Below are 17838 nucleotides of genomic sequence, written 5' to 3'. Positions count from 1 at the left end.
CCAACCGCTTGAGTGTAGCGGAAGCCCGCCTTCGACGCGCGGTGGCCGGCCTTTCCCCCTTTACGGAGAGTCATCGTGAGCGAACATATCTCGCATGTCAGCGACGACCAGTTCGAGGCACAGGTCCTCAACTCGTCCGAGCCGGTGCTGGTCGACTTCTGGGCCGAATGGTGCGGTCCGTGCAAGATGATCGCGCCGATGCTCGACGACCTGGCCGCCTCCTACGAAGGCAAGCTGAAGGTCGCCAAGATCAACGTCGACCACAACCAGAAGACCCCCCGCACCTACAACGTGCGCGGCATTCCGACCCTGATGATCTTCAAGGACGGCAAGGTGCAGGCGACCCAGATCGGCGCCGTCAGCAAGTCCGCCCTCGCCCAGATGATCGACAAGGCGATCGCCTGAAACGCCGGGACTGGAGATTCGGGACTGGAGATCGGTGAAAAGCCGTCGAGCTGCCCCGTCTCGTTCTTTCCGGATCTCCAATCCCCAATGCCCAATCCCGGCTTCACCGCTTTACGCCCGCCCGGGGCGGTGCTAACGTAGCCCGCAAGCGCCCGGAGCCACAGCCGCTCCGCCCGCTTCTCCCCGAATCCTTCCCTCCCAGCTTCACCAACGGCGCCCAGCGAGGATTGCCCGTGTCCGAAAACGAAACGAACGAGAACGGCCCCGTCGCCGTAGCCGAAGGCCGTGCCGAAGGCCGCCGCCAGCGTGCTCCGCGAGGCCAGCAGAACCCTTCCCAGGAAGCGCCCGAGACCGCGTCCGACGCGCCGGCTGCCCCTTCCGCCGAGTCTGCGCCCGCCGGCGCGGACGGCAACGTGGCGCCGGCACCGCAGGGGCAGGCGTCCGGCAACGCCCAGCCGCAGCAGGGCCAGGGCCAGAACCAGCAAGGCCAGGGCCGCCGCGGTCGCCGCGACCGCCGCAACCGCCACGGCAACAATCCGCAGGGGCACAACAACCCCAACCTCGACGAGGAATTCGACGAGCGCAACGGCGGCGGCAACGGTCCGCTGATCGATCTCAACGACCTCAAGCGCAAGACCGCCGCCGAACTGCTGACCCTGGCCGAGAGCCTGGGCGTGCAGGAAGGCGTGGCGCGCGCGCGCAAGCAGGACATCGTATTCCTGGTCCTGAAGGCGCATGCGCGCGCCGGCGGCGGCATCTACGGCGAAGGCGTGCTGGAGATCCTGCAGGACGGCTTCGGCTTCCTGCGCGGCTTCGACGCCTCCTACCTCGCCGGCCCGGACGACATCTACGTCAGCCCGAGCCAGATCCGCCGCTTCAACCTGCGCACCGGCGACTACATCACCGGCCGCGTGCGTCCGCCGAAGGAAGGCGAGCGCTACTTCGCGCTGCTCAAGGTCGACCACATCAACGGCGAGCCGCCGGAAGCGTCGAAGAACAAGGTCCTGTTCGAGAACCTGACGCCGCTGTTCCCGCGCAAGGCGTTCCACCTCGAGCGCGGCAACGGTTCGTCGGAGGACATCACCGGCCGCATCCTCGACCTCGTCGCGCCGATCGGCCGCGGCCAGCGCGGCCTGATCGTCAGCCAGCCCAAGGCCGGCAAGACGATGATGCTGCAGAACGTCGCGCAGGCGATCGTGCACAACCATCCGGATGCGCACCTGATCATCCTGCTGATCGACGAGCGTCCGGAAGAAGTCACCGAGATGCAGCGCGGCGTGCGCGCCGAGATCGTCGCGTCGACCTTCGACGAGCCGGCCGTGCGCCACGTGCAGGTCGCCGAGATGGTGATCGAGCGCGCCAAGCGCCTGGTCGAGCACAAGAAGGACGTGGTGATCCTGCTCGACTCGATCACCCGCCTGGCGCGCGCCTACAACACCGTGGTGCCCAGTTCGGGCAAGGTGCTGACCGGCGGCGTCGACGCGAACGCGCTGCAGCGTCCGAAGCGCTTCTTCGGCGCCGCGCGCAACGTCGAGGAAGGCGGCAGCCTGACCATCATCGCGACGGCGCTGATCGACACCGGCTCGAAGATGGACGAGGTCATCTACGAGGAGTTCAAGGGCACCGGCAACATGGAAGTGCACCTGAACCGACGCATCGCCGAGAAGCGCGTCTACCCCGCCATCGACATCAACCGCTCCGGCACGCGCCGCGAAGAGCTGCTGATCGATCCGGACCAGCTGCAGAAGATCTGGATCCTGCGCAAGCTGCTGCATCCGATGGACGAGCTGGCGGCGATGGAATTCATGCTCGACAAGATGAAGAACACCAAGACCAACGACGAGTTCTTCTCGTCGATGAAGCGCGGCTGATCGCGCGGCCCGCCGTCGTCACGACGGCGGGCCGAAGACCCGCGGCACCACTTCCGCGAAGGGCGCCGCGCCGGCGCCGTGCCATGGAACCTTCACCTGCGCGCCGCACTCTGTGGCGTCCTCATCCAGCCTCCAGAACTTCCATGCCGGGCATCGATCCGACCGTGGTGGCGCGAGCCGACGAGCTCGCCGAGCGTTTCCGTACTGCCCTGCCCTTCCGTCACGTCGCGATCCCGGACTTCCTCGATCGCGCGTTCTGCCGGCGCCTGCTGGACGAATTCCCGGATTTCGAGAAACGGCACGCGCTCAACGAGATGGGCGAAGTCGGCGGCAAGGCCGTGCGCATGGACGTGCGCGAGCTGTCCGACGGCTACCGCGCGCTGGACGCCTACCTGCAGACGCCGCAGTTCCTCGGCTTCGTCTCGCGCGTGACCGGCATCCCCGACCTGCTGTACGACCCCGACTACGTCGGCGGCGGGACGCACGAGAACCGCGACGGGCAGAGCCTGGACGTGCACGTGGACTTCAACTACCACCCGCGCACGCGCTGGCACCGCCGCCTGAACCTGATCGTCTACCTCAACCCGCACTGGGAGACGCCATGGGGCGGTGCGCTGGAGCTGCATTCCTCGCCGTGGGACGAGGCGCGCGACGAGGTCTGCGCCTTCCCGCCCGCGTTCAATTCCTGCGTGATCTTCGAGACCAGCGAGACGTCGTGGCACGGCTTCTCGCAGATCCGCCTGCCCGAGGGGCAGGAGCGGCTTTCGCGCAAGTCGTTCGCGATCTACCTGTACACGCGCGAGCGGCCGCCGGAGCAGACCGCGCCTCCGCATGCGACGATCTACGTGCCCGAGGCGATGCCGCGGCACCTGCGCGCCGGGTGCGCACTGGACGGGAGCGACGTGCAGGACCTGACGCGGCGCTTCAGCCGCATGCGCACGCAGCTGCGCTACCTGTACGACCGCGAGCGGCATTTCGGCGCGCAGATACAGGCGCTGGAGCGCGCGCTGGACGAAATGCGCGCCTCGCAGCGGCTGCCCTTGCAAGGCTATGCGACGCAGCCCGGCGGGGCGCTCGGCCTGTGGCCCGATCAATGGGCCGGAAGCCAATTGCAGACGCGCTTCGTGCCGACGCGCGCCGTGCGGAAGCTGAAGCTGGAACTGTGGTCACCTGCGCAGCTGGGGCTGGAGCAGTCGCTGCAGATCGAACTGGGCGGCCGCTCCTACACGCAGGCGCTGCGCCCGGGCCTGCGCACGCCGGTCGAATTCGCGCTGCCCGTACGGGCCGGAAACGAAGTGACGCTGTCGATCCGCGCCGCGCGGACCTGGACGCCGGCTGCGACGGGCGGCTCGGACGATCACCGGGCGCTGGCGTATCGGATCTTGGGGGCGGAGCTGGAGCATTGAGGGGCGGATATCGCTCGGCGTTCCTTCGTGTGGTCTGAGGTCCGCAGCCGGCGGAGAGCGAAGGAACTGCTTTTCACGATCCGTCCCTGGAGCGCTTTCCGGTCGGCATCCCCCTCACGTGGCCTGAGGGCCACGTTCGACCTCCTCAGCCGCCGGAGGGCGGCTTCGACCATGGCTCACCCGAACGCGGCCCGGCGGCCGCGGTGGGAAATCTCGGGTTCCGTCCCTGGAGCGCTCCCCGTTCGCCATCCATGGCTCACCCGAACGCGGCCCGGCGGCCGCGGTGGGGAATCTCAGGTTCCGTCCCTGGAGCGCTCCCCGTTCGCCATCCATGGCTCACCCGAACGCGGCCCGGCGGCCGCGGTGGGAAATCTCAGGTTCCGTCCCTGGAGCGCTCCCCGTTCGCCATCCATGGCTCACCCGAACGCGGCCCGGCGGCCGCGGTTGGGGAATCTCGGGTTCCGTCCCTGGAGCGCCTCCCAGTCGGCATCCATGCCTCCTCCTCAGCCGCCGGAGGGCGGCTTCGACCATCTCGCCAGGGCTTCGCGGGTGCGTAGACGGCCGAGTTCGATCAGTTCCTCGGCGCGATGGAATTCGTAGAACGCGCAGGCGTTGCGCGGAATCGTGATCAGCAGGTCCGGCGGTTGCGAGGCGAGCTTCAGCCGCGTGACCGTCTCCTGCACGATGTCGAGCGAACGGGCGAACAGCTCGAACGCGCCCGGTTCGTGCGCCGCGCCGCGCTTCTCGCGCCGGGCGAACTGCGCCTCGATGAAGGCGGCGATGCGGTGACGCGGGCGCTTCGGCCCGGCTTCCGCCAGCTCCGGCGTTCCGCCGGTGCCGCCCTCGCCGGAGGACAGCGGCTCCGGAACGGCGTTGACGTCGACCGCGATCGTCGCCTCGGTGTGGTCGCGCAGGGTCGGCGAGACCGGCAGCGGATTGAGCAGCCCGCCGTCGACGAGCAGCCGGCCCTGGTAATGGTGCGGGCGGATCAGCGTCGGAATCGCGATCGAGGCGCGGATCGCGTCGAACAGCGGGCCCTTGGAGAACCACACCTCGCGCTGCTGGTCGAGATCGACCGCGACGGCCGTGTACGGGATCGGCAGTTCCTCGATGTCCGTGTCGCCGACGAGGTCGCGCAGCACGCCGATGATGCGGTCGCCCTTGATGAAGCCGCCGCCGGTGAAGGTCCAGTCGAGCAGGCGCAGCACGTCCAGGCGCTGCAGCGGCCGCACCCAGTCCGCGTAGCTCTCCAGCTTTCCGGCCGCGTAGATGCCGCCGACCAGGGCGCCCATCGAACTGCCCGCGATCGAGCGGATCGAGTAGCCGCGCGCTTCCAGTTCCTCGATCACGCCGATGTGCGCGTAGCCGCGCGCGCCGCCGGAGCCGAGCACGAGCGAGATCTGCGTGCCGCGCTCGGGCACCAGATCGCGCGACGCATGCGGCAGCGCGGTCGGTTCGTCGTTGCTCATGGCGCGTTCTGATACGCGCCGAGCGCGAGCTGCAGCAGGATCTTCATTTCCTCGCGCAAGGACACCGGCGCGACGACCTCGGCGTCCGGACCGTACTTCAGCACGTCCATCAGCAGCTCGCGCGAATTGGAGTACGGCAGCTTCAGCTCGTAGCGGCCGTCCGGCAGACGCGCGCCCTGCTGCTGCGAATGCCAGTGCTCGTCGGCGACCCAGCGCGCGGCATGCTCGGAGAAGCGGATCGTCGCCCACGCCTTCGGCGCGCCGGAGAAGATGCCGTAGCTGGAGGCGAGGTGCGCGTCGAGTTCGGCCGTGTCGCGGTCCAGCGCCGGCTCGTCGACCGGTTGCGGATCGCGGATGCGGTCGAGCGCGAAGCTGCGCAGCGCGTCGCGGCTGTGGTCCCAGGCGTCGAGGTACCAGTTGTCGCGGTAGTGCGCGAGGCGCTGCGGCGACACCGTGCGTTCGGTCTGCGAATCGGTCGAGCGCGCGCGATAGCGGAACTTCAGCCGCTGGCGGTTCAGCAGCGCGCTGGCGACCCCGCGGAACGCGGCCTGGTCGAGCTTGCGCGAACCGCTGGCGAGCACGCGGATGCGCTCGACCGGCAGGGCGCGCCCGCTGGAGTGGTCCGACAGCAGGCGTTCGATGCGCGCGCGGAACGGCGCCAGCGCTCCGGCCAGCACGCCGGGATCGGAGCGCACCAGCAGCTCGTTCAGCGCGAGCAGGGCGGCCAGCTCCTCGCTGGTCAGCCACAGGCCGGGCAGCTCGAACCGCTCGGCTTCGTCGGCGGCGTAGTGGAAGGTCGTTTCCTCGCCGCCGCCGCTTTCGATCGGTGCGCCGAGCGCATCGCGCAGGAAGGCGACGTCGCGGTACAGCGTGGCGCGCGAACAGGCCAGCTCGTCCTTGAGCCGCGCGAACGGCACCGGATAGCGCGCCGACTTGAGGATGCGATGCAGGGTCAGGATGCGTTCGTAGCGGTCCATGGCGATGTCGTGCGCGGCGCGCGTGAAGGACTCCGGCTAGTGTGTCACAGCGGCATGCCCGCAGCGCTCACGGCCGCGACACGTGCGCATTGCCCGGCACGTACCAGCGCCACGGCAGCTCGACGGCGCGCGTGATGCCCACGCGCGGACCGACCGCCGGCTCGCGCGGCGGCGGCGTGCCGTCGTCGGCGATGCGCAGCCGTCCGTCCAGCAGGTCGACGCCGTCGTCGGCGCCGTCGATGCCGAGCGCCTGGCACAGCCGCGCCGGGCCGCTGCACAGTTCGCGGTCGCTGCGTGCCCGCGGTCGCGCCAGGCGCATGCGCTCCAGGCCGCGCAGCGGTTCGAGCGCGCGTAGCAGCACGGCCGTGCCGTCGCCGCAGGTGGCGTTGGCGCACCAGTGCATGCCGTAGGTGAAGTAGACGTAGAGGTGGCCGGGCGGCCCGAACATCGTCGCGTTGCGCGCGGTGCGTCCGCGGAACGAATGCGCCGCGGCGTCGATCGCCCCGCAGTAGGCCTCGGTCTCGACGATGCGTCCGGCGCGGCCGTCGGGGCCGAGCAGGATCTTGTTGAGCAGGTCCGGCGCGACCTCGCGCGGATCGCGCCCATAGAACGTCCGCGGCAGGACATCGGGTTCGGCGATCGGCGGCGCGGCACGGCGGGGCATCGCGCCATTGTAGGCGGCCGCCCCGGCGCATCCGCTACCATGACGGCTTCGCCAGCCGCGCTTTCCGACGTGCCGCACGCCCATCTGCATCTGAACCTGCCCACCGGCGACAAGGTCGAGACGACCACGTGCTACATGTGCGCGTGCCGGTGCGGCATCCGCGTCCATCTGAAAGACGGCCGCGTGCGCTACATCGACGGCAATCCGCAGCACCCGGTCAACCGCGGCGTGATCTGCGCGAAAGGCTCGGCCGGCATCAAGCAGCACTATTCGCCGGCGCGCCTGTCCAAGCCGCTGCTGCGCGTGGGCGAGCGCGGCGCGCGCGAGTTCCGCGAGATCGAGTGGGACGAGGCGCTGGCGCTGGCGACGAAGTGGCTCGGCGACATCCGCGCGCGCAATCCCGACGAACTCGCCTTCTTCACCGGGCGCGACCAGAGCCAGGCGCTGACCGGCTGGTGGGCGCAGCAGTTCGGCACGGTGAACTACGCCGCGCACGGCGGCTTCTGCTCGGTCAACATGGCCGCCGCCGGCATGTACACGCTCGGCGGCAGTTTCTGGGAATTCGGCGAGCCGGACTGGGCGCTGACGAAATACCTGATGCTGTGGGGCGTGGCCGAAGACCACGATTCCAACCCGATCAAGCTCGGCCTCGGCCGGCTCAAGGCGCGCGGCGCGAAGATCGTCGCGATCAATCCGGTACGCACCGGCTACGGCGCGATCGCCGACGAGTGGGTGCCGATCAATCCCGGCACCGACGGCCTGCTCGCCGGCGCGCTGATCCACGAACTGCTGCACGCGGACCGCGTCGATCTCCACTACCTCGTGCGCTACACGAACGCGCACTACCTGGTGATACGCGATCCGGGCGGCGCCGAGGACGGATTGTTCGCGCGCGACGCGGACGGGCATCCGCTGTGCGCGGTGCGCGTGCACGGGGAAACCGGCGCCACACCCGCCGAAGCGGAATTCGCGCGCGCCGACGCCGCCGGCATCTCCCCGCTCGTCGTCGGCGAATGCGTGCTGCCCGACGGCCGCCGCGCGGCTCCGTCGTTCCAGTTGTTCGCCGAGCGCTTCATGACCGAGGAGTACGCGCCGGATACGGTCGCGCCGATCTGCGGCGTGGCGGCGCAGACGATCCGCCGCCTCGCGCGCGAGCTGGCCGAGGTCGCCTTCGAGCAGGCCATCGAACTCGAGCAGGGATGGACCGACGCGCACGGGCGCGAACACGCGCACATGACCGGCCGCCCCGTCGCGATGCACGCGATGCGCGGCATCTCCGCGCACGCCAACGGCTTCCACACCTGCCGCACCCTGCACCTGCTGCAGATGGTGCTCGGCGCGATCGACACGCCGGGCAGCTTCCGCTACCAGCCGCCGTACCCGAAGTCGGCGCCGCCGCCGAACCGGCCCGGCAAGACGCGCAAGCCGAACGGCGCGCTCGACGCCGGTCCGCTCGGCTACGTGCACGCGCCGGAAGACCTGCTGGTCGACGACCAGGGCCGCCCGCGCCGCATCGACAAGGCGTATTCCTGGGAACATCCGCTCGCCGCGCACGGCATGCTGCAGAACGTGATCGCCAACGCGGTCGCCGGCGATCCGTACCGCATCGACACGCTGTTCCTGTTCATGGCGAACATGGGCTGGAATTCGGCGATGAACACCACCGCGACGCGCCAGATGCTCTGCGCGCGCGACCCCGTTAGCGGCGAGTACGCGATCCCGCGCATCGTCTACGTCGACGCCTACGACTCGGAGACCGTGGCCTTCGCCGATCTGGTGCTGCCGGACACGACCTATCTCGAGCGCCACGACTGCATCAGCCTGCTCGACCGGCCGATCTCCGACGCCGACGGCGCCAGCGACGCAATCCGCCGGCCGGTGGTGGCGCCCGATCGCGACGTACGCCCGTTCCAGGACGTGCTGCTCGATCTCGGCGCGCGCCTGCGCCTGCCGGGCCTGGTCGACGAAAGCGGCGCCGCGAAATATCCGCGCGGCTACGCGCAGTACATCGTCGAACACGAGCGTGCGCCCGGCGTCGGCCTGCTCGCCGGCTGGCGCGGCGCGGACGGCTCCAAGAGCGGCGTCGGCCTGCCGAATGCGCAGCAGCTCGAGCGCTACGCCGAGCACGGCTGCTACTGGCATCAGGAAGTCCCCGCCGCGGCGCGCTACTACAAGATGGCCAACCGCGACTACCTGGACTGGGCGAAATCGCTCGGCTTCGTCGGTTCCAATGCGCCGATCGTGCTGGAGCTCTACGACGAGACGCTGCAGCGCTTCCGGCTCGCCGCGCAGGGACACGGAGCGACGCAGCCGCCACCGAAGGATCGCGCGCGCGTGGCGCGGTATTTCGATCCGCTGCCGTTCTGGTCGAACCCGGCCTGCCTGGGCGAGGCCCACGAGGCAATGCCGGCGGAAGGGCGCTCCAGGGACGGATACTCGTCGGCCTTTCCGCTGGCCGCGATCACCCAGCGACCGATGTTCATGTATCACGCCTGGGGTTCGCAGAACGCCTGGCTGCGGCAGATCGCGGCGCGCAACTACCTGTATCTCAATCCGCGCACCGCGGAGGAGCACGGCGTCGGCGACGGCGACTGGATCTGGCTCGTCGCTCCGCGCGGGCGCATCCGCGTGCAGGCCAGGCATCACGCCGGCACCGCGCCCGGAACGGTGTGGACCTGGAACGCGATCGGCAAGCGCAAGGGCGCCTGGAAGCTCGGCCGCAACGCGCCGGAGAACCGCGACGGCTTCCTGCTCAACCACCTGATCGGCGAAGCGCTCGACGACGGCAGCTACGCCAACGCCGACCCGGTCACCGGCCAGGCCGCGTGGTTCGATCTGCGCGTACGCATCGAGCGCGACGCCGCTCCGCACGAGGCCGGGCACCGCATCGAAATGCGCCCGATGAAACCCGTCGCGCAGACGGACGCCACATGACCTCGCTGCCGCCACCGTCGCCGAGGAAGCTCGGCCTGGTCATCGACCTCGACACCTGCGTCGGCTGCCACGCCTGCGCGGTGGCGTGCAAGGAGTGGAACGACGGCGGCGATTTCGGGCCCTTGCCCGACGCCGATCCCTACGGCGCCGAGCCGAACGGCGTCTGGTTCAACCGCGTGCACAGCTATGCGGTGGAGCCGGGATTGGGGATGGCAGATTCGGGATCCGGAAAAGCCTGCCGGTCCAATGCATCCTCTGCTTCACCCAAGCCCCAATCCCCACCCGATTCCGGCCTCACCGTGCACTTTCCGCGCTCGTGCCTGCACTGCGAGACGCCGGCCTGCGTGACGGTGTGCCCGACCGGAGCCAGCTACAAGCGCGCCGAAGACGGCATCGTGCTGGTCGACGAGGACAAGTGCATCGGCTGCCAGCTGTGCGCCTGGGCCTGTCCCTACGGCGCGCGCGAGATCAGCGCGAAGAAGGGCACGATGCAGAAGTGCACGCTGTGCGTCGACCGCATCTACAACCAGACGCTGGCGGAAGCCGACCGCCAGCCGGCCTGCGTGCTGGCCTGCCCGACGCGCGCGCGGCATTTCGGCGATCTCGGCGACGCGCAATCGCCGGTGTCCAGGCTCGTCGCCGAGCGCGACGGCTACGCGCTGATGCCGGAGTTCGGCTACGCGCCGGTCAACCGCTACCTGCCGCCGCGGCCGCGACGCGACGAACGCGCCGCGCAGGCCGTTGCGCGCGAGGAAACGCTCGATCGCGACCAGCTGCCCGGCGTGCTGCGCTGGCTCGACCGCGTGCTGTCGCGCTGAGGCACGTCGATGCGCCCGACGTTCTCGATCCTCTGCTTCACCGTGCTGTCGGGCATCGGCTACGGCGTGTGGTTCCTGACCGGACTGGGCCTTGCGATCGGAATGCTCTGCGGGCCTGCCACTCCCGCCGAGGCCGGCGTGACGCTGCCGCTGTGCCGCTTCGCACTGTTCGACCTCGTCGGCTTCGGCGTCGCGCTCGTCTTCGTCGTCGCCGGCCTGCTCTGCTCGCTCGGGCACCTGGGCCGACCCGCCCGCGCGTGGCGCGCGCTTTCGCAATGGCGCAGCTCCTGGCTGTCGCGCGAGGGCGTCGCGGCCGTGCTCACCTTCGTGCCCGTCGCGATCGTGGCATTGCAGCAAGCGGCTTGCGCGTACCATGCCTGGACCGCGCCCATGTACGGAACCGTCGAGCCGCACGGGTGGAACGAACGCGCCTGGGACACGACGTGGCTGCCGCTGCTGGGCGTGCTGATCGCGCTCGGCTCCGCAGCGACCGTGTTCTGCACCGGCAACATCTACGCGAGCCTGAAGCCGATCCGCGCCTGGCACGATCGCCACGTCGTTCCCGCCTATCTACTGCTCGGCCTGTACGGCGGCACGCTGTTGCTGTGGGCGTCGGGCACGCTCGCCGGAGCGACTTCAACCGAGCGGCGCGTCCTGATGCTCGGCACGATCGTGCTCGCCGTGGCCGGCTTCTGGCTCAAGCTCCGCTACTGGCGATCGATCGACGCGCAATCGCCGGCGAGCGCCGGTCACGCGACCGGCCTCGAAGCGCTCGGCACGGTGCGCTCGTTCGAACAGCCGCACACCGAGGAAAACTACCTCACGCACGAGATGGGCTTCGTGCTGGCGCGCAAGCACGCGCGCAAGCTGCGTGCGATCGCGCTGGTCGCCGCATTCGTGCTGCCGGCCGTGCTCGCCGCGCTCGGGCTGCTGTTCCCTTCCGCGCCGGCGCTTCCCGCGGCGGCGGCGCTCGTCGCCGGCCTGGCCGGCCTGTTCGTCGAACGCTGGCTGTTCTTCGCCCAGGCGCGTCACGCGGTCATCGCCTACTACGGCCGCTGACCGCGTCACGGCGCAACGCTTGTTTACGAAGCAGTTCACGCGGGGTTTAGCCCGCGTGCTTACCATGCCGCCCGACCGCAAGCCCTCTTGCGGTTTTTTTTTCTTCGTTTTTTCCGCCCTTTTCTCACGAGGAACGCAACATGAAGAAGCATCTGCTCCCGATCGCCCTGCTCGCCGCACTGCCGTTCGGCGCGATGGCTGCCGAGGACGGCGGCTGGTCCGGATCCGGCGAAGTCGGCTTCGCCGCCGCGCGCGGCAACGCGAAGTCGGAGAACCTCAACGCCAAGCTGCAGTTCGCCAAGGAAGACGAGAACTGGAAGCACAACTTCTACCTGACCGCGCTGCGCGCCAAGGGTGAAGTCAAGACGCCGTACATCAACGCCAACGGCGACATCGGCTTCCGCAAGGCCTACGAGCTGAACGCGAACCGCTACGAGACCGGCCTGTCCTCGGCCTACAAGCTCGACGAGCGCAGCTACATCGTCGGCGCGCTGCGCTACGAGAACGACGACTTCTCGCCGTTCGACTACCAGGCGGTCATCTCGCTCGGCTACGGCTACACGCTGCTGAAGAACCAGAGCGACGAGCTGTCGTTCGAAGTCGGCCCCGGCTACAAGCGCTACAAGCCGGTCGACGTGCTCGGCCCGGAAATCGTCGACGGCCGCGAGGTGCGCCACAGCTTCGATTCGGAAGGCGAGATCGTCGGCCGCGGCCTGATCGCGTACAAGCACAGCTTCAACGACACGACCTCGTTCGTGAACACGCTGCTGATCGAATCGGGCAGCGACAACACCTTCATCCAGAACGACGCCGGCCTGCAGGTCGCGATCAACAAGTCGTTCGCGCTGAAGGTGGGCTACCAGATCCGCCACAACTCCGAGGTCGCGCCGGGCATCAAGAAGAACGACCAGCTGATGACGACCAACCTCGTCTACAACTTCGGCAGTTGACGGGCGCGTCAGCGTCCGAGCATCGCGTCGGCGCCCTGCTCGCGCAGCAGGGCGGCGACCCGCTCGCCCAGCACGCGCGGCTCGCCGGCGGGGCCTTCCGCCTGGGCGCGGATCAGGCGCCCGTCGGAGGCGTCGCCGACCAGCCCCCACAGCGCCAGCCCGGTCTCGGTCTCCACGCAGTAGCCGGCGACCGGCACCGTGCAGCTGCCGTGCAGGCACAGGTTCATCGCACGCTCGGCAGCGGTGCAGCGGTGCGTGCTTTCGTCGTCGAGCGGCCGCAGCAGCTCGGCGACTTCCGCATCGCCGTGCCGGCACTCGACCGCGATCGCGCCCTGCGCCACCGCCGGCAGCCAGTGCGGCGGCGCGAGCCGCTCGCGCATGCGTGAGCCGAAGCCGAGGCGCTCGATGCCGGCGCAGGCGAGCACGATCGCCGCGTAGTCGCCGGCGTCGAGCTTGGCCAGGCGCGAATTCACGTTGCCGCGCAGGTCCACCAGCTCCAGATCGGGCCGCAGCGCGCGCAGCTGCGCCTGCCGGCGCAGCGACGAGGTTCCCACGCGCGCGCCGTGCGGCAGTTGCGCAAGACGCGAATGATCGTTGCTGATGAAGGCGTCGGCCGCGTCGGCGCGTTCGAGCACGGCGGCGATCGCGAAGCCCGGCTCCAGCTCCATCGGCACGTCCTTGTACGAATGCACCGCGAGGTCGGCGCGCTGCTCGAGCATCGCGACCTCCAGTTCCTTCAGGAACAGCCCTTTGCCGCCGATGGCGGCCAGCGGCCGGTCGGTGATCTGGTCGCCGCGCGTGGTCATGGCGACCAGCTCGACCTGCAGTCCCGGATGGTGCGCGCGCAGGCGCGCCGCCACGTGTTCGGCCTGCCACAGCGCGAGCGCGCTGCGCCGCGTGGCGATGCGCAAGGGGCGATCGGATCTCTTGGACATGGACGAATGATAGCCAGAAGGTGCGGCCCGGCGCGCGCGGCACGCGGCCACGCCGGTTCACAAGGTGCGCACCAGCCTGCGCAGGGCCGGCAGGTTGCGTCGGCTGACCTCGAGCGTGGTCGCGACGCCGCCGATGCTGGCGAACAGGCGCCCGTCGGGCGCGCGCGTCAGGCCGCTCAGCCGCGCCAGCGACACCAGGCAGTTGCGGTGGATGCGCACGAAGCGGCCGTCGAATTCCTGCTCCAGCGCCTTCAGCGGCTCCTCGATCAGCACCTCTCCCTTCGCGTGCCGCACGATCACGTACTTGTCCTCGGCCAGCAGGTAATCGATGTCGGCCACCGGCACCAGCACGAGGCTGCCGCGCACGCGCGCGCACAGGTGCGTGCGGCGGCGATCGGGCTCGATCGCGGCCAGCGCATGCACGCCTTCGCCGTTCCAGCGCCGCGCCTTGAGCAGCGCCGCGCGCAGGCGTTCCGCGCGCACCGGCTTGACCAGATAGTCGACCGCGTTCGCCTCGAACGCGGCCAGCGCGTGATCGCCGAACGCGGTGCAGAAGATCAGCCCCGGCGACACCTCGAGCGCGGCCAGATGCCGCGCCACCTCGAAGCCGTCCATGGTCGGCATGCGGATGTCGAGCAGCAGCACGTCCGGCTGCAGGCGCGTCGCCGCTTCCAGCGCCTCGCGTCCGTTGCCGGCCTCGCCGACCACCTCGACGCCGTCGATTTCCGCGAGCAGGGCGACCAGCCGCTCGCGCGCCAGGGGCTCGTCGTCGACCAGCAGCACCCTCATCGTCCGGGGCTCCCCGGCAGGCGCACCGTGACGCGGAAGACCTGCGGCCCCGTCCGCACGTGCAGTTCGCCGCGCGCGCCGAAGTGGTACTGGATGCGCGCGCGCACGTTGGCGAGCGCGACGCCGTTGCGCGCCACCGGCGCGTCCGGCGGCAGCGGATTCTCGACCACGATCTCCACGCCGTCGCCGTGGCGGCGTACGCCGAGCGCGAGCGTGCCGCCGTCGGCGCGCGGCTGGATGCCGTGGTAGACCGCGTTCTCGATCAGCGGCTGCAGCAGCAGGCGCGGCAGCGCGATGGCGCGCGGCGGATCGGCGAAATCGCGCTCGACGCGCAGGCGCGTGCCCAGGCGCAGCTGTTCGATGCGCAGGTAGTGCTCGACCAGATCGAGCTCCTCGCCGAGAGTGCCCAGCGCCGCGTCCGATCCGAGCGCGGCGCGGAACAGGTCGGCGAGGTCCTCGACCGTGCGTTCGGCTTCCGCCGGGCGGGTGCGGATCAGGCTGGCGATGGTGTTCATGCTGTTGAACAGGAAATGCGGCCGGATGCGCGCCTGCAGCGCGTCGACCTGCGCGCGCGACGCCGCCTGCACGCGCTCGCGCCACTGCTCCAGCACGAACAGGTAGCGCAGCAGCGCGGCGGCGATCAGCGCGCAGATCGTCGCGTTGGCGAGCACGAAGCGCAGCGTCGAACCGGGCGGCACGCTGACGCCGAGCCCGAGCGCCTGGTCCATGCGGCAGACCACCGCGCTGGCGAGCGCGGTGGTCGCGATGGAGAGCGCCCAGGCGACCAGATACCCCGAGCGCACGCCGAGCTGCGCGAACAGCGGCCGCAGCGAACACAGCACGACCACGTTGAGCAGGGCCAGCCATTGCGCGTAGACGCTGGCCACGCCCAGGCGCGGCAGCAGCGGGCGCGCCTGCGCCTCGGGCGCGAACACCACGATCAGGGCGACCAGCTCGGCGACGATCATCACCGCGAACAGCGTCGGCGCGCTGCAGAATTGCGGCAGCCAGTTCGGCGCGTGGCCTGCGCCCGCGCTCCCCGTCCGCGTGTCCGATTCCCCCGATGCCATGGCGGGCGAGTATAGAACCGGCCGCCGCGCCGGCGTGCGCAGGCGGTCGCGATATCGCGACGCGCGCGCCCGCGGCGCGTCCTAGGCCAGGCGCGCGCCGATCCAGCCGCGCAGGTCGTCGATCTCCTCGGCGCAGACCTGGTGCGCCATCGGATAGCGGTGCCATTGGACCGAATAGCCGAGTTTGTGCAGCGCGTCGCGGCTGATTTCCCCGAGCGGCAGCGGCACCACCGGATCGTGGCTGCCGTGCGCCATGAAGATCGGCACGTTCGCGTTGGCGGCGCTGCGCTCGGCGGCGCTCTTCTCCGCCAGCGGCAGGTAGGTGGACAAGGCGACGATGCCGCCCAGCGCCGCGGCGTGGCGCGTGCCGCCGGCGAGCGCGATCGCCCCGCCCTGCGAGAAACCGGCGACCAGGACGCGTTCGGAGGCAACACCGCGCTCGCCCTCCCGTGCAATCAGCGCATCCAGCTGCGCGATCGAGGCGCGGATGCCGGGCTCGTCCTGCTTGTCGGCGATCGCCGCGCCCTTGATGTCGTACCAGGCGCGCATCGGCAGGCCGCCGTTGATCGTGACCGGGCGCACCGGCGCGTGCGGGAACACGAAGCGCAGCGGCGGCCAGTCGCGGGCGACCAGTTCCGGAACGATCGGCGCGAAGTCGTTGCCGTCGGCGCCCAGGCCGTGCAGCCAGACGATCGCGTGGCGCGGGTTCGGAGCGGTTTCGATTTCGACGCAGGGAAGGATCATGGCGGCCGCGGCAGGGAAACTCGCCGAAGGCTGCCGCATCGTTCCGCGTTTGCCAAGCGTCGTCTGCTTGGCAGATCGCGGCACCGGGGCGTGCTAGCGTGCGCCGACCGGCATCCGGGAGGGGGTCGCGATGCTTCGCCACAAGAAACCGGCCTTGCTGGCCGCCTGCGCCCTGTCCGTGGCGACCGCGGCCGCCAGCGCGGCGACGCGCGAGGATTTCCTCTACGGCGTCAGCCATACCGGCGGCACCACCCTGTCGTTCCGCTACTTCGTGCCGCCCGGCTACGACCCGGCGCAGTCCTATCCGCTGATCCTGTTCCTGCACGGCGCCGGCGAACGCGGCAGCGACAACGAGGCGCAGCTGGACAATTCGGCGAACGGCGCCATGCGCCTGCTCGACGACGCCAATCTCGCGCTGCAGCCGGTCTTCATGGTCGCGCCGCAGTGCTTCACCAACGGCTGGTGGGGCGGCGCGCCGCTGGAAACCGCGGTGGCGATCGTCGACCAGATCGCGACCGAGTATTCCATCGATCCGCAGCGCATCTACATCACCGGCGTGTCGATGGGCGGCATGGGCACCTGGAGCGCGCTCGGCGCCCACCCGGACCGCTTCGCCGCGGCGGTGCCGATGTCCGGCAACGGCGACACCGGCGCGGCCGCGTCGGTCGCCGCGGTGCCGTCCTGGTTCTTCCACGCGCAGAACGATCCGACCGTCGGCGTCGCCGGCTCGGACGACCTCGTCACCGCCCTGCGCAACGCCGGCGCGACCGCGATCTACACGCGCTACGACCGCGGCGGCCACGCCATCTGGCCGGTCGCCTACGCGCATCCGCTGCTGTTCCGCTGGCTGGTGTCGCAACGTCGCGGCCAGCCTGACACGAGCGTTGCGCCGAGCCTGCGCATCGTGCAGCCAACCGACGCGCCGGCCTGGTCCACCGAGGACCAGACGCTCGATCTCGCCGGCAGCGCCGACCACGGCGACCTGAGCATCGACGCGGTGAACTGGAGCGTGCTCGCCGGCGCCGGCGGCGCCGCCGAGGGCACGACGAGCTGGAGCGCCGCCGGCATCACGCTCAATCCCGGCGTCAATCCGATCCGCGTCGTCGCGAGCGGGCCGAGCGGCCACGCCGACTGGGGCGGCAGCACCACCTTCAACGACAGCCTGCGCGTCACGCGCGAAGGGCCGCCGCCCGAACCCGGCAGCGTGGTCGCCGCGATCAACGCCGGCGGCGCGGCCTACACCGCGGTCGACGGCACGCCGTACGCCGCCGACACCGCCTTCGACGGCGGCTCCACGCAGGTGTCGTCGCATGCGGTGGCCGGCACCGAAGACGACGCGCTCTACAACGACTGGCGCTGGGGCAACTTCGCCTATCACCTGCCGGTGCCGCCGGGGCCGTACCGCGTCGAGCTGCAGTTCGCCGACACTTACAACAGCGCGCCCGGCCAGCGCGTCTTCGACGTCTCCATCGAGGGCGTGCGCGTGCTCGACGACTTCGACATCATCGCCGGCGCCGGCGTCGACACCGCCGTGGTGCGCCGCTTCGAGGTTTCCGTCGACGACGGCGTACTGGACCTGGCCTTCGCCAACGGCAGCGCCGGCAGCGCGCGCCTCGACGCGCTGCGCGTGATCCGCGGCGGCACGGAGGCGATCTTCGCCGACGGCTTCGAGGCGGAGTGAGCGGCCGCCACGGCTGACTTTCGACCCGGTGCGAGCCGCCGGCTTGCGGGTATCCTGCGCGCTTTG

General features: G+C 70.3%; 15 protein-coding genes. 8 read left to right on the top strand and 7 right to left on the bottom strand.

Features of this window, described 5'->3' with window-relative positions:
- The first annotated feature begins 75 nt into the window (after positions 1 to 75).
- From trxA to ACFO6Q_RS05645, 3 genes are all read left to right on the top strand, one after another.
- Complete coding sequence (gene trxA / locus ACFO6Q_RS05655; RefSeq protein ID WP_380019591.1) at positions 76 to 405, top strand: thioredoxin TrxA; 330 nt, start codon at positions 76 to 78, stop codon at positions 403 to 405.
- Between the two features lie 227 nt (positions 406 to 632).
- Positions 633 to 2276 (top strand): transcription termination factor Rho, encoded by a 1644-nt coding sequence (gene rho, locus ACFO6Q_RS05650; RefSeq protein WP_380019590.1) that lies wholly within the window; start codon positions 633 to 635, stop codon positions 2274 to 2276.
- A gap of 143 nt (positions 2277 to 2419) precedes the next feature.
- Positions 2420 to 3682, top strand: coding sequence for a 2OG-Fe(II) oxygenase (locus tag ACFO6Q_RS05645; protein ID WP_380019589.1), 1263 nt, complete (start codon positions 2420 to 2422; stop codon positions 3680 to 3682).
- A 503-nt stretch (positions 3683 to 4185) separates the two neighbouring features.
- On the opposite strand, the gene ACFO6Q_RS05640 is transcribed toward ACFO6Q_RS05645, so the two are convergent.
- The 3 genes from ACFO6Q_RS05640 to ACFO6Q_RS05630 all read right to left on the bottom strand — a co-directional run bounded on the left by ACFO6Q_RS05640 (position 4186) and on the right by ACFO6Q_RS05630 (position 6792).
- Positions 4186 to 5151 carry a patatin-like phospholipase family protein gene (locus ACFO6Q_RS05640; protein WP_380019587.1) on the bottom strand — a complete coding sequence of 322 codons (966 nt, stop codon included), beginning with the start codon at positions 5149 to 5151 and terminating at the stop codon, positions 4186 to 4188.
- Positions 5148 to 6128 (bottom strand): helix-turn-helix transcriptional regulator, encoded by a 981-nt coding sequence (locus ACFO6Q_RS05635; RefSeq protein WP_380019586.1) that lies wholly within the window; start codon positions 6126 to 6128, stop codon positions 5148 to 5150. The genes ACFO6Q_RS05640 and ACFO6Q_RS05635 overlap by 4 nt, the downstream gene beginning before the upstream one ends.
- 67 nt (positions 6129 to 6195) lie before the next feature.
- Positions 6196 to 6792, bottom strand: coding sequence for a DNA-3-methyladenine glycosylase (locus ACFO6Q_RS05630; protein ID WP_380019585.1), 597 nt, complete (start codon positions 6790 to 6792; stop codon positions 6196 to 6198).
- A 39-nt stretch (positions 6793 to 6831) separates the two neighbouring features.
- On the opposite strand from ACFO6Q_RS05630, the gene ACFO6Q_RS05625 reads away from it, so the two are divergent.
- The 4 genes from ACFO6Q_RS05625 (at position 6832) to ACFO6Q_RS05610 (ending at position 12553) form a co-directional block, all read left to right on the top strand.
- Positions 6832 to 9726, top strand: coding sequence for a molybdopterin oxidoreductase family protein (locus ACFO6Q_RS05625; protein ID WP_380019584.1), 2895 nt, complete (start codon positions 6832 to 6834; stop codon positions 9724 to 9726).
- Positions 9723 to 10544 carry a 4Fe-4S dicluster domain-containing protein gene (locus tag ACFO6Q_RS05620; protein ID WP_380019583.1) on the top strand — a complete coding sequence of 274 codons (822 nt, stop codon included), beginning with the start codon at positions 9723 to 9725 and terminating at the stop codon, positions 10542 to 10544. Before ACFO6Q_RS05625 ends, ACFO6Q_RS05620 begins: the two co-directional genes overlap by 4 nt.
- Positions 10545 to 10553: 9 nt before the next feature.
- Complete coding sequence (locus tag ACFO6Q_RS05615; protein WP_380019582.1) at positions 10554 to 11603, top strand: dimethyl sulfoxide reductase anchor subunit family protein; 1050 nt, start codon at positions 10554 to 10556, stop codon at positions 11601 to 11603.
- 140 nt (positions 11604 to 11743) lie between these two features.
- Positions 11744 to 12553: a DUF481 domain-containing protein gene (locus tag ACFO6Q_RS05610; RefSeq protein WP_380019581.1), complete on the top strand. Its 810-nt coding sequence runs from the start codon at positions 11744 to 11746 to the stop codon at positions 12551 to 12553.
- An 8-nt stretch (positions 12554 to 12561) separates the two neighbouring features.
- Here ACFO6Q_RS05610 and hemC read toward each other — a convergent pair whose 3' ends face one another.
- The 4 genes from hemC to ACFO6Q_RS05590 all read right to left on the bottom strand — a co-directional run bounded on the left by hemC (position 12562) and on the right by ACFO6Q_RS05590 (position 16091).
- The gene (hemC, locus tag ACFO6Q_RS05605; RefSeq protein ID WP_380019580.1) at positions 12562 to 13488 is read right to left on the bottom strand and encodes a hydroxymethylbilane synthase; all 927 of its coding nucleotides are present in this window, start codon (positions 13486 to 13488) and stop codon (positions 12562 to 12564) included.
- Positions 13489 to 13545: 57 nt separating this feature from the next.
- Positions 13546 to 14277 carry a LytR/AlgR family response regulator transcription factor gene (locus ACFO6Q_RS05600; RefSeq protein WP_380019579.1) on the bottom strand — a complete coding sequence of 244 codons (732 nt, stop codon included), beginning with the start codon at positions 14275 to 14277 and terminating at the stop codon, positions 13546 to 13548.
- Positions 14274 to 15245, bottom strand: coding sequence for a sensor histidine kinase (locus ACFO6Q_RS05595; protein WP_380019698.1), 972 nt, complete (start codon positions 15243 to 15245; stop codon positions 14274 to 14276). The genes ACFO6Q_RS05600 and ACFO6Q_RS05595 overlap by 4 nt, the downstream gene beginning before the upstream one ends.
- A 183-nt stretch (positions 15246 to 15428) precedes the next feature.
- Entirely contained in the window at positions 15429 to 16091 is a 663-nt protein-coding gene (locus tag ACFO6Q_RS05590; RefSeq protein WP_380019578.1) for an alpha/beta hydrolase, read from the bottom strand.
- Positions 16092 to 16221: 130 nt separating this feature from the next.
- Between ACFO6Q_RS05590 and ACFO6Q_RS05585 the strand changes: the two genes are divergently transcribed.
- Positions 16222 to 17772: a malectin domain-containing carbohydrate-binding protein gene (locus tag ACFO6Q_RS05585; RefSeq protein ID WP_380019577.1), complete on the top strand. Its 1551-nt coding sequence runs from the start codon at positions 16222 to 16224 to the stop codon at positions 17770 to 17772.
- The last annotated feature ends 66 nt before the right edge of the window (positions 17773 to 17838 follow it).

It is taken from the genome of Dokdonella ginsengisoli, assembly GCF_042652785.1.
Lineage (GTDB): Bacteria > Pseudomonadota > Gammaproteobacteria > Xanthomonadales > Rhodanobacteraceae > Dokdonella_A > Dokdonella_A ginsengisoli.
Note: the sequence above shows the minus strand (reverse complement) of the source record. Positions and strands in the feature narration are given on the sequence as shown.

What these genes read in the sequence shown, in the direction of transcription:
- ACFO6Q_RS05645 (WP_380019589.1), top strand. Translation starts at nt 2,420, where the DNA reads ATGCCGGGCATCGATCCGACCGTGGTGGCGCGAGCCGACGAGCTCGCC.
- ACFO6Q_RS05640 (WP_380019587.1), bottom strand. Translation starts at nt 5,151, where the DNA reads ATGAGCAACGACGAACCGACCGCGCTGCCGCATGCGTCGCGCGATCTG.
- ACFO6Q_RS05635 (WP_380019586.1), bottom strand. Translation starts at nt 6,128, where the DNA reads ATGGACCGCTACGAACGCATCCTGACCCTGCATCGCATCCTCAAGTCG.
- ACFO6Q_RS05630 (WP_380019585.1), bottom strand. Translation starts at nt 6,792, where the DNA reads ATGCCCCGCCGTGCCGCGCCGCCGATCGCCGAACCCGATGTCCTGCCG.
- ACFO6Q_RS05625 (WP_380019584.1), top strand. Translation starts at nt 6,832, where the DNA reads ATGACGGCTTCGCCAGCCGCGCTTTCCGACGTGCCGCACGCCCATCTG.
- ACFO6Q_RS05620 (WP_380019583.1), top strand. Translation starts at nt 9,723, where the DNA reads ATGACCTCGCTGCCGCCACCGTCGCCGAGGAAGCTCGGCCTGGTCATC.
- ACFO6Q_RS05615 (WP_380019582.1), top strand. Translation starts at nt 10,554, where the DNA reads ATGCGCCCGACGTTCTCGATCCTCTGCTTCACCGTGCTGTCGGGCATC.
- ACFO6Q_RS05610 (WP_380019581.1), top strand. Translation starts at nt 11,744, where the DNA reads ATGAAGAAGCATCTGCTCCCGATCGCCCTGCTCGCCGCACTGCCGTTC.
- hemC (WP_380019580.1), bottom strand. Translation starts at nt 13,488, where the DNA reads ATGTCCAAGAGATCCGATCGCCCCTTGCGCATCGCCACGCGGCGCAGC.
- ACFO6Q_RS05600 (WP_380019579.1), bottom strand. Translation starts at nt 14,277, where the DNA reads ATGAGGGTGCTGCTGGTCGACGACGAGCCCCTGGCGCGCGAGCGGCTG.
- ACFO6Q_RS05595 (WP_380019698.1), bottom strand. Translation starts at nt 15,245, where the DNA reads ATGATCGTCGCCGAGCTGGTCGCCCTGATCGTGGTGTTCGCGCCCGAG.
- ACFO6Q_RS05590 (WP_380019578.1), bottom strand. Translation starts at nt 16,091, where the DNA reads ATGATCCTTCCCTGCGTCGAAATCGAAACCGCTCCGAACCCGCGCCAC.
- ACFO6Q_RS05585 (WP_380019577.1), top strand. Translation starts at nt 16,222, where the DNA reads ATGCTTCGCCACAAGAAACCGGCCTTGCTGGCCGCCTGCGCCCTGTCC.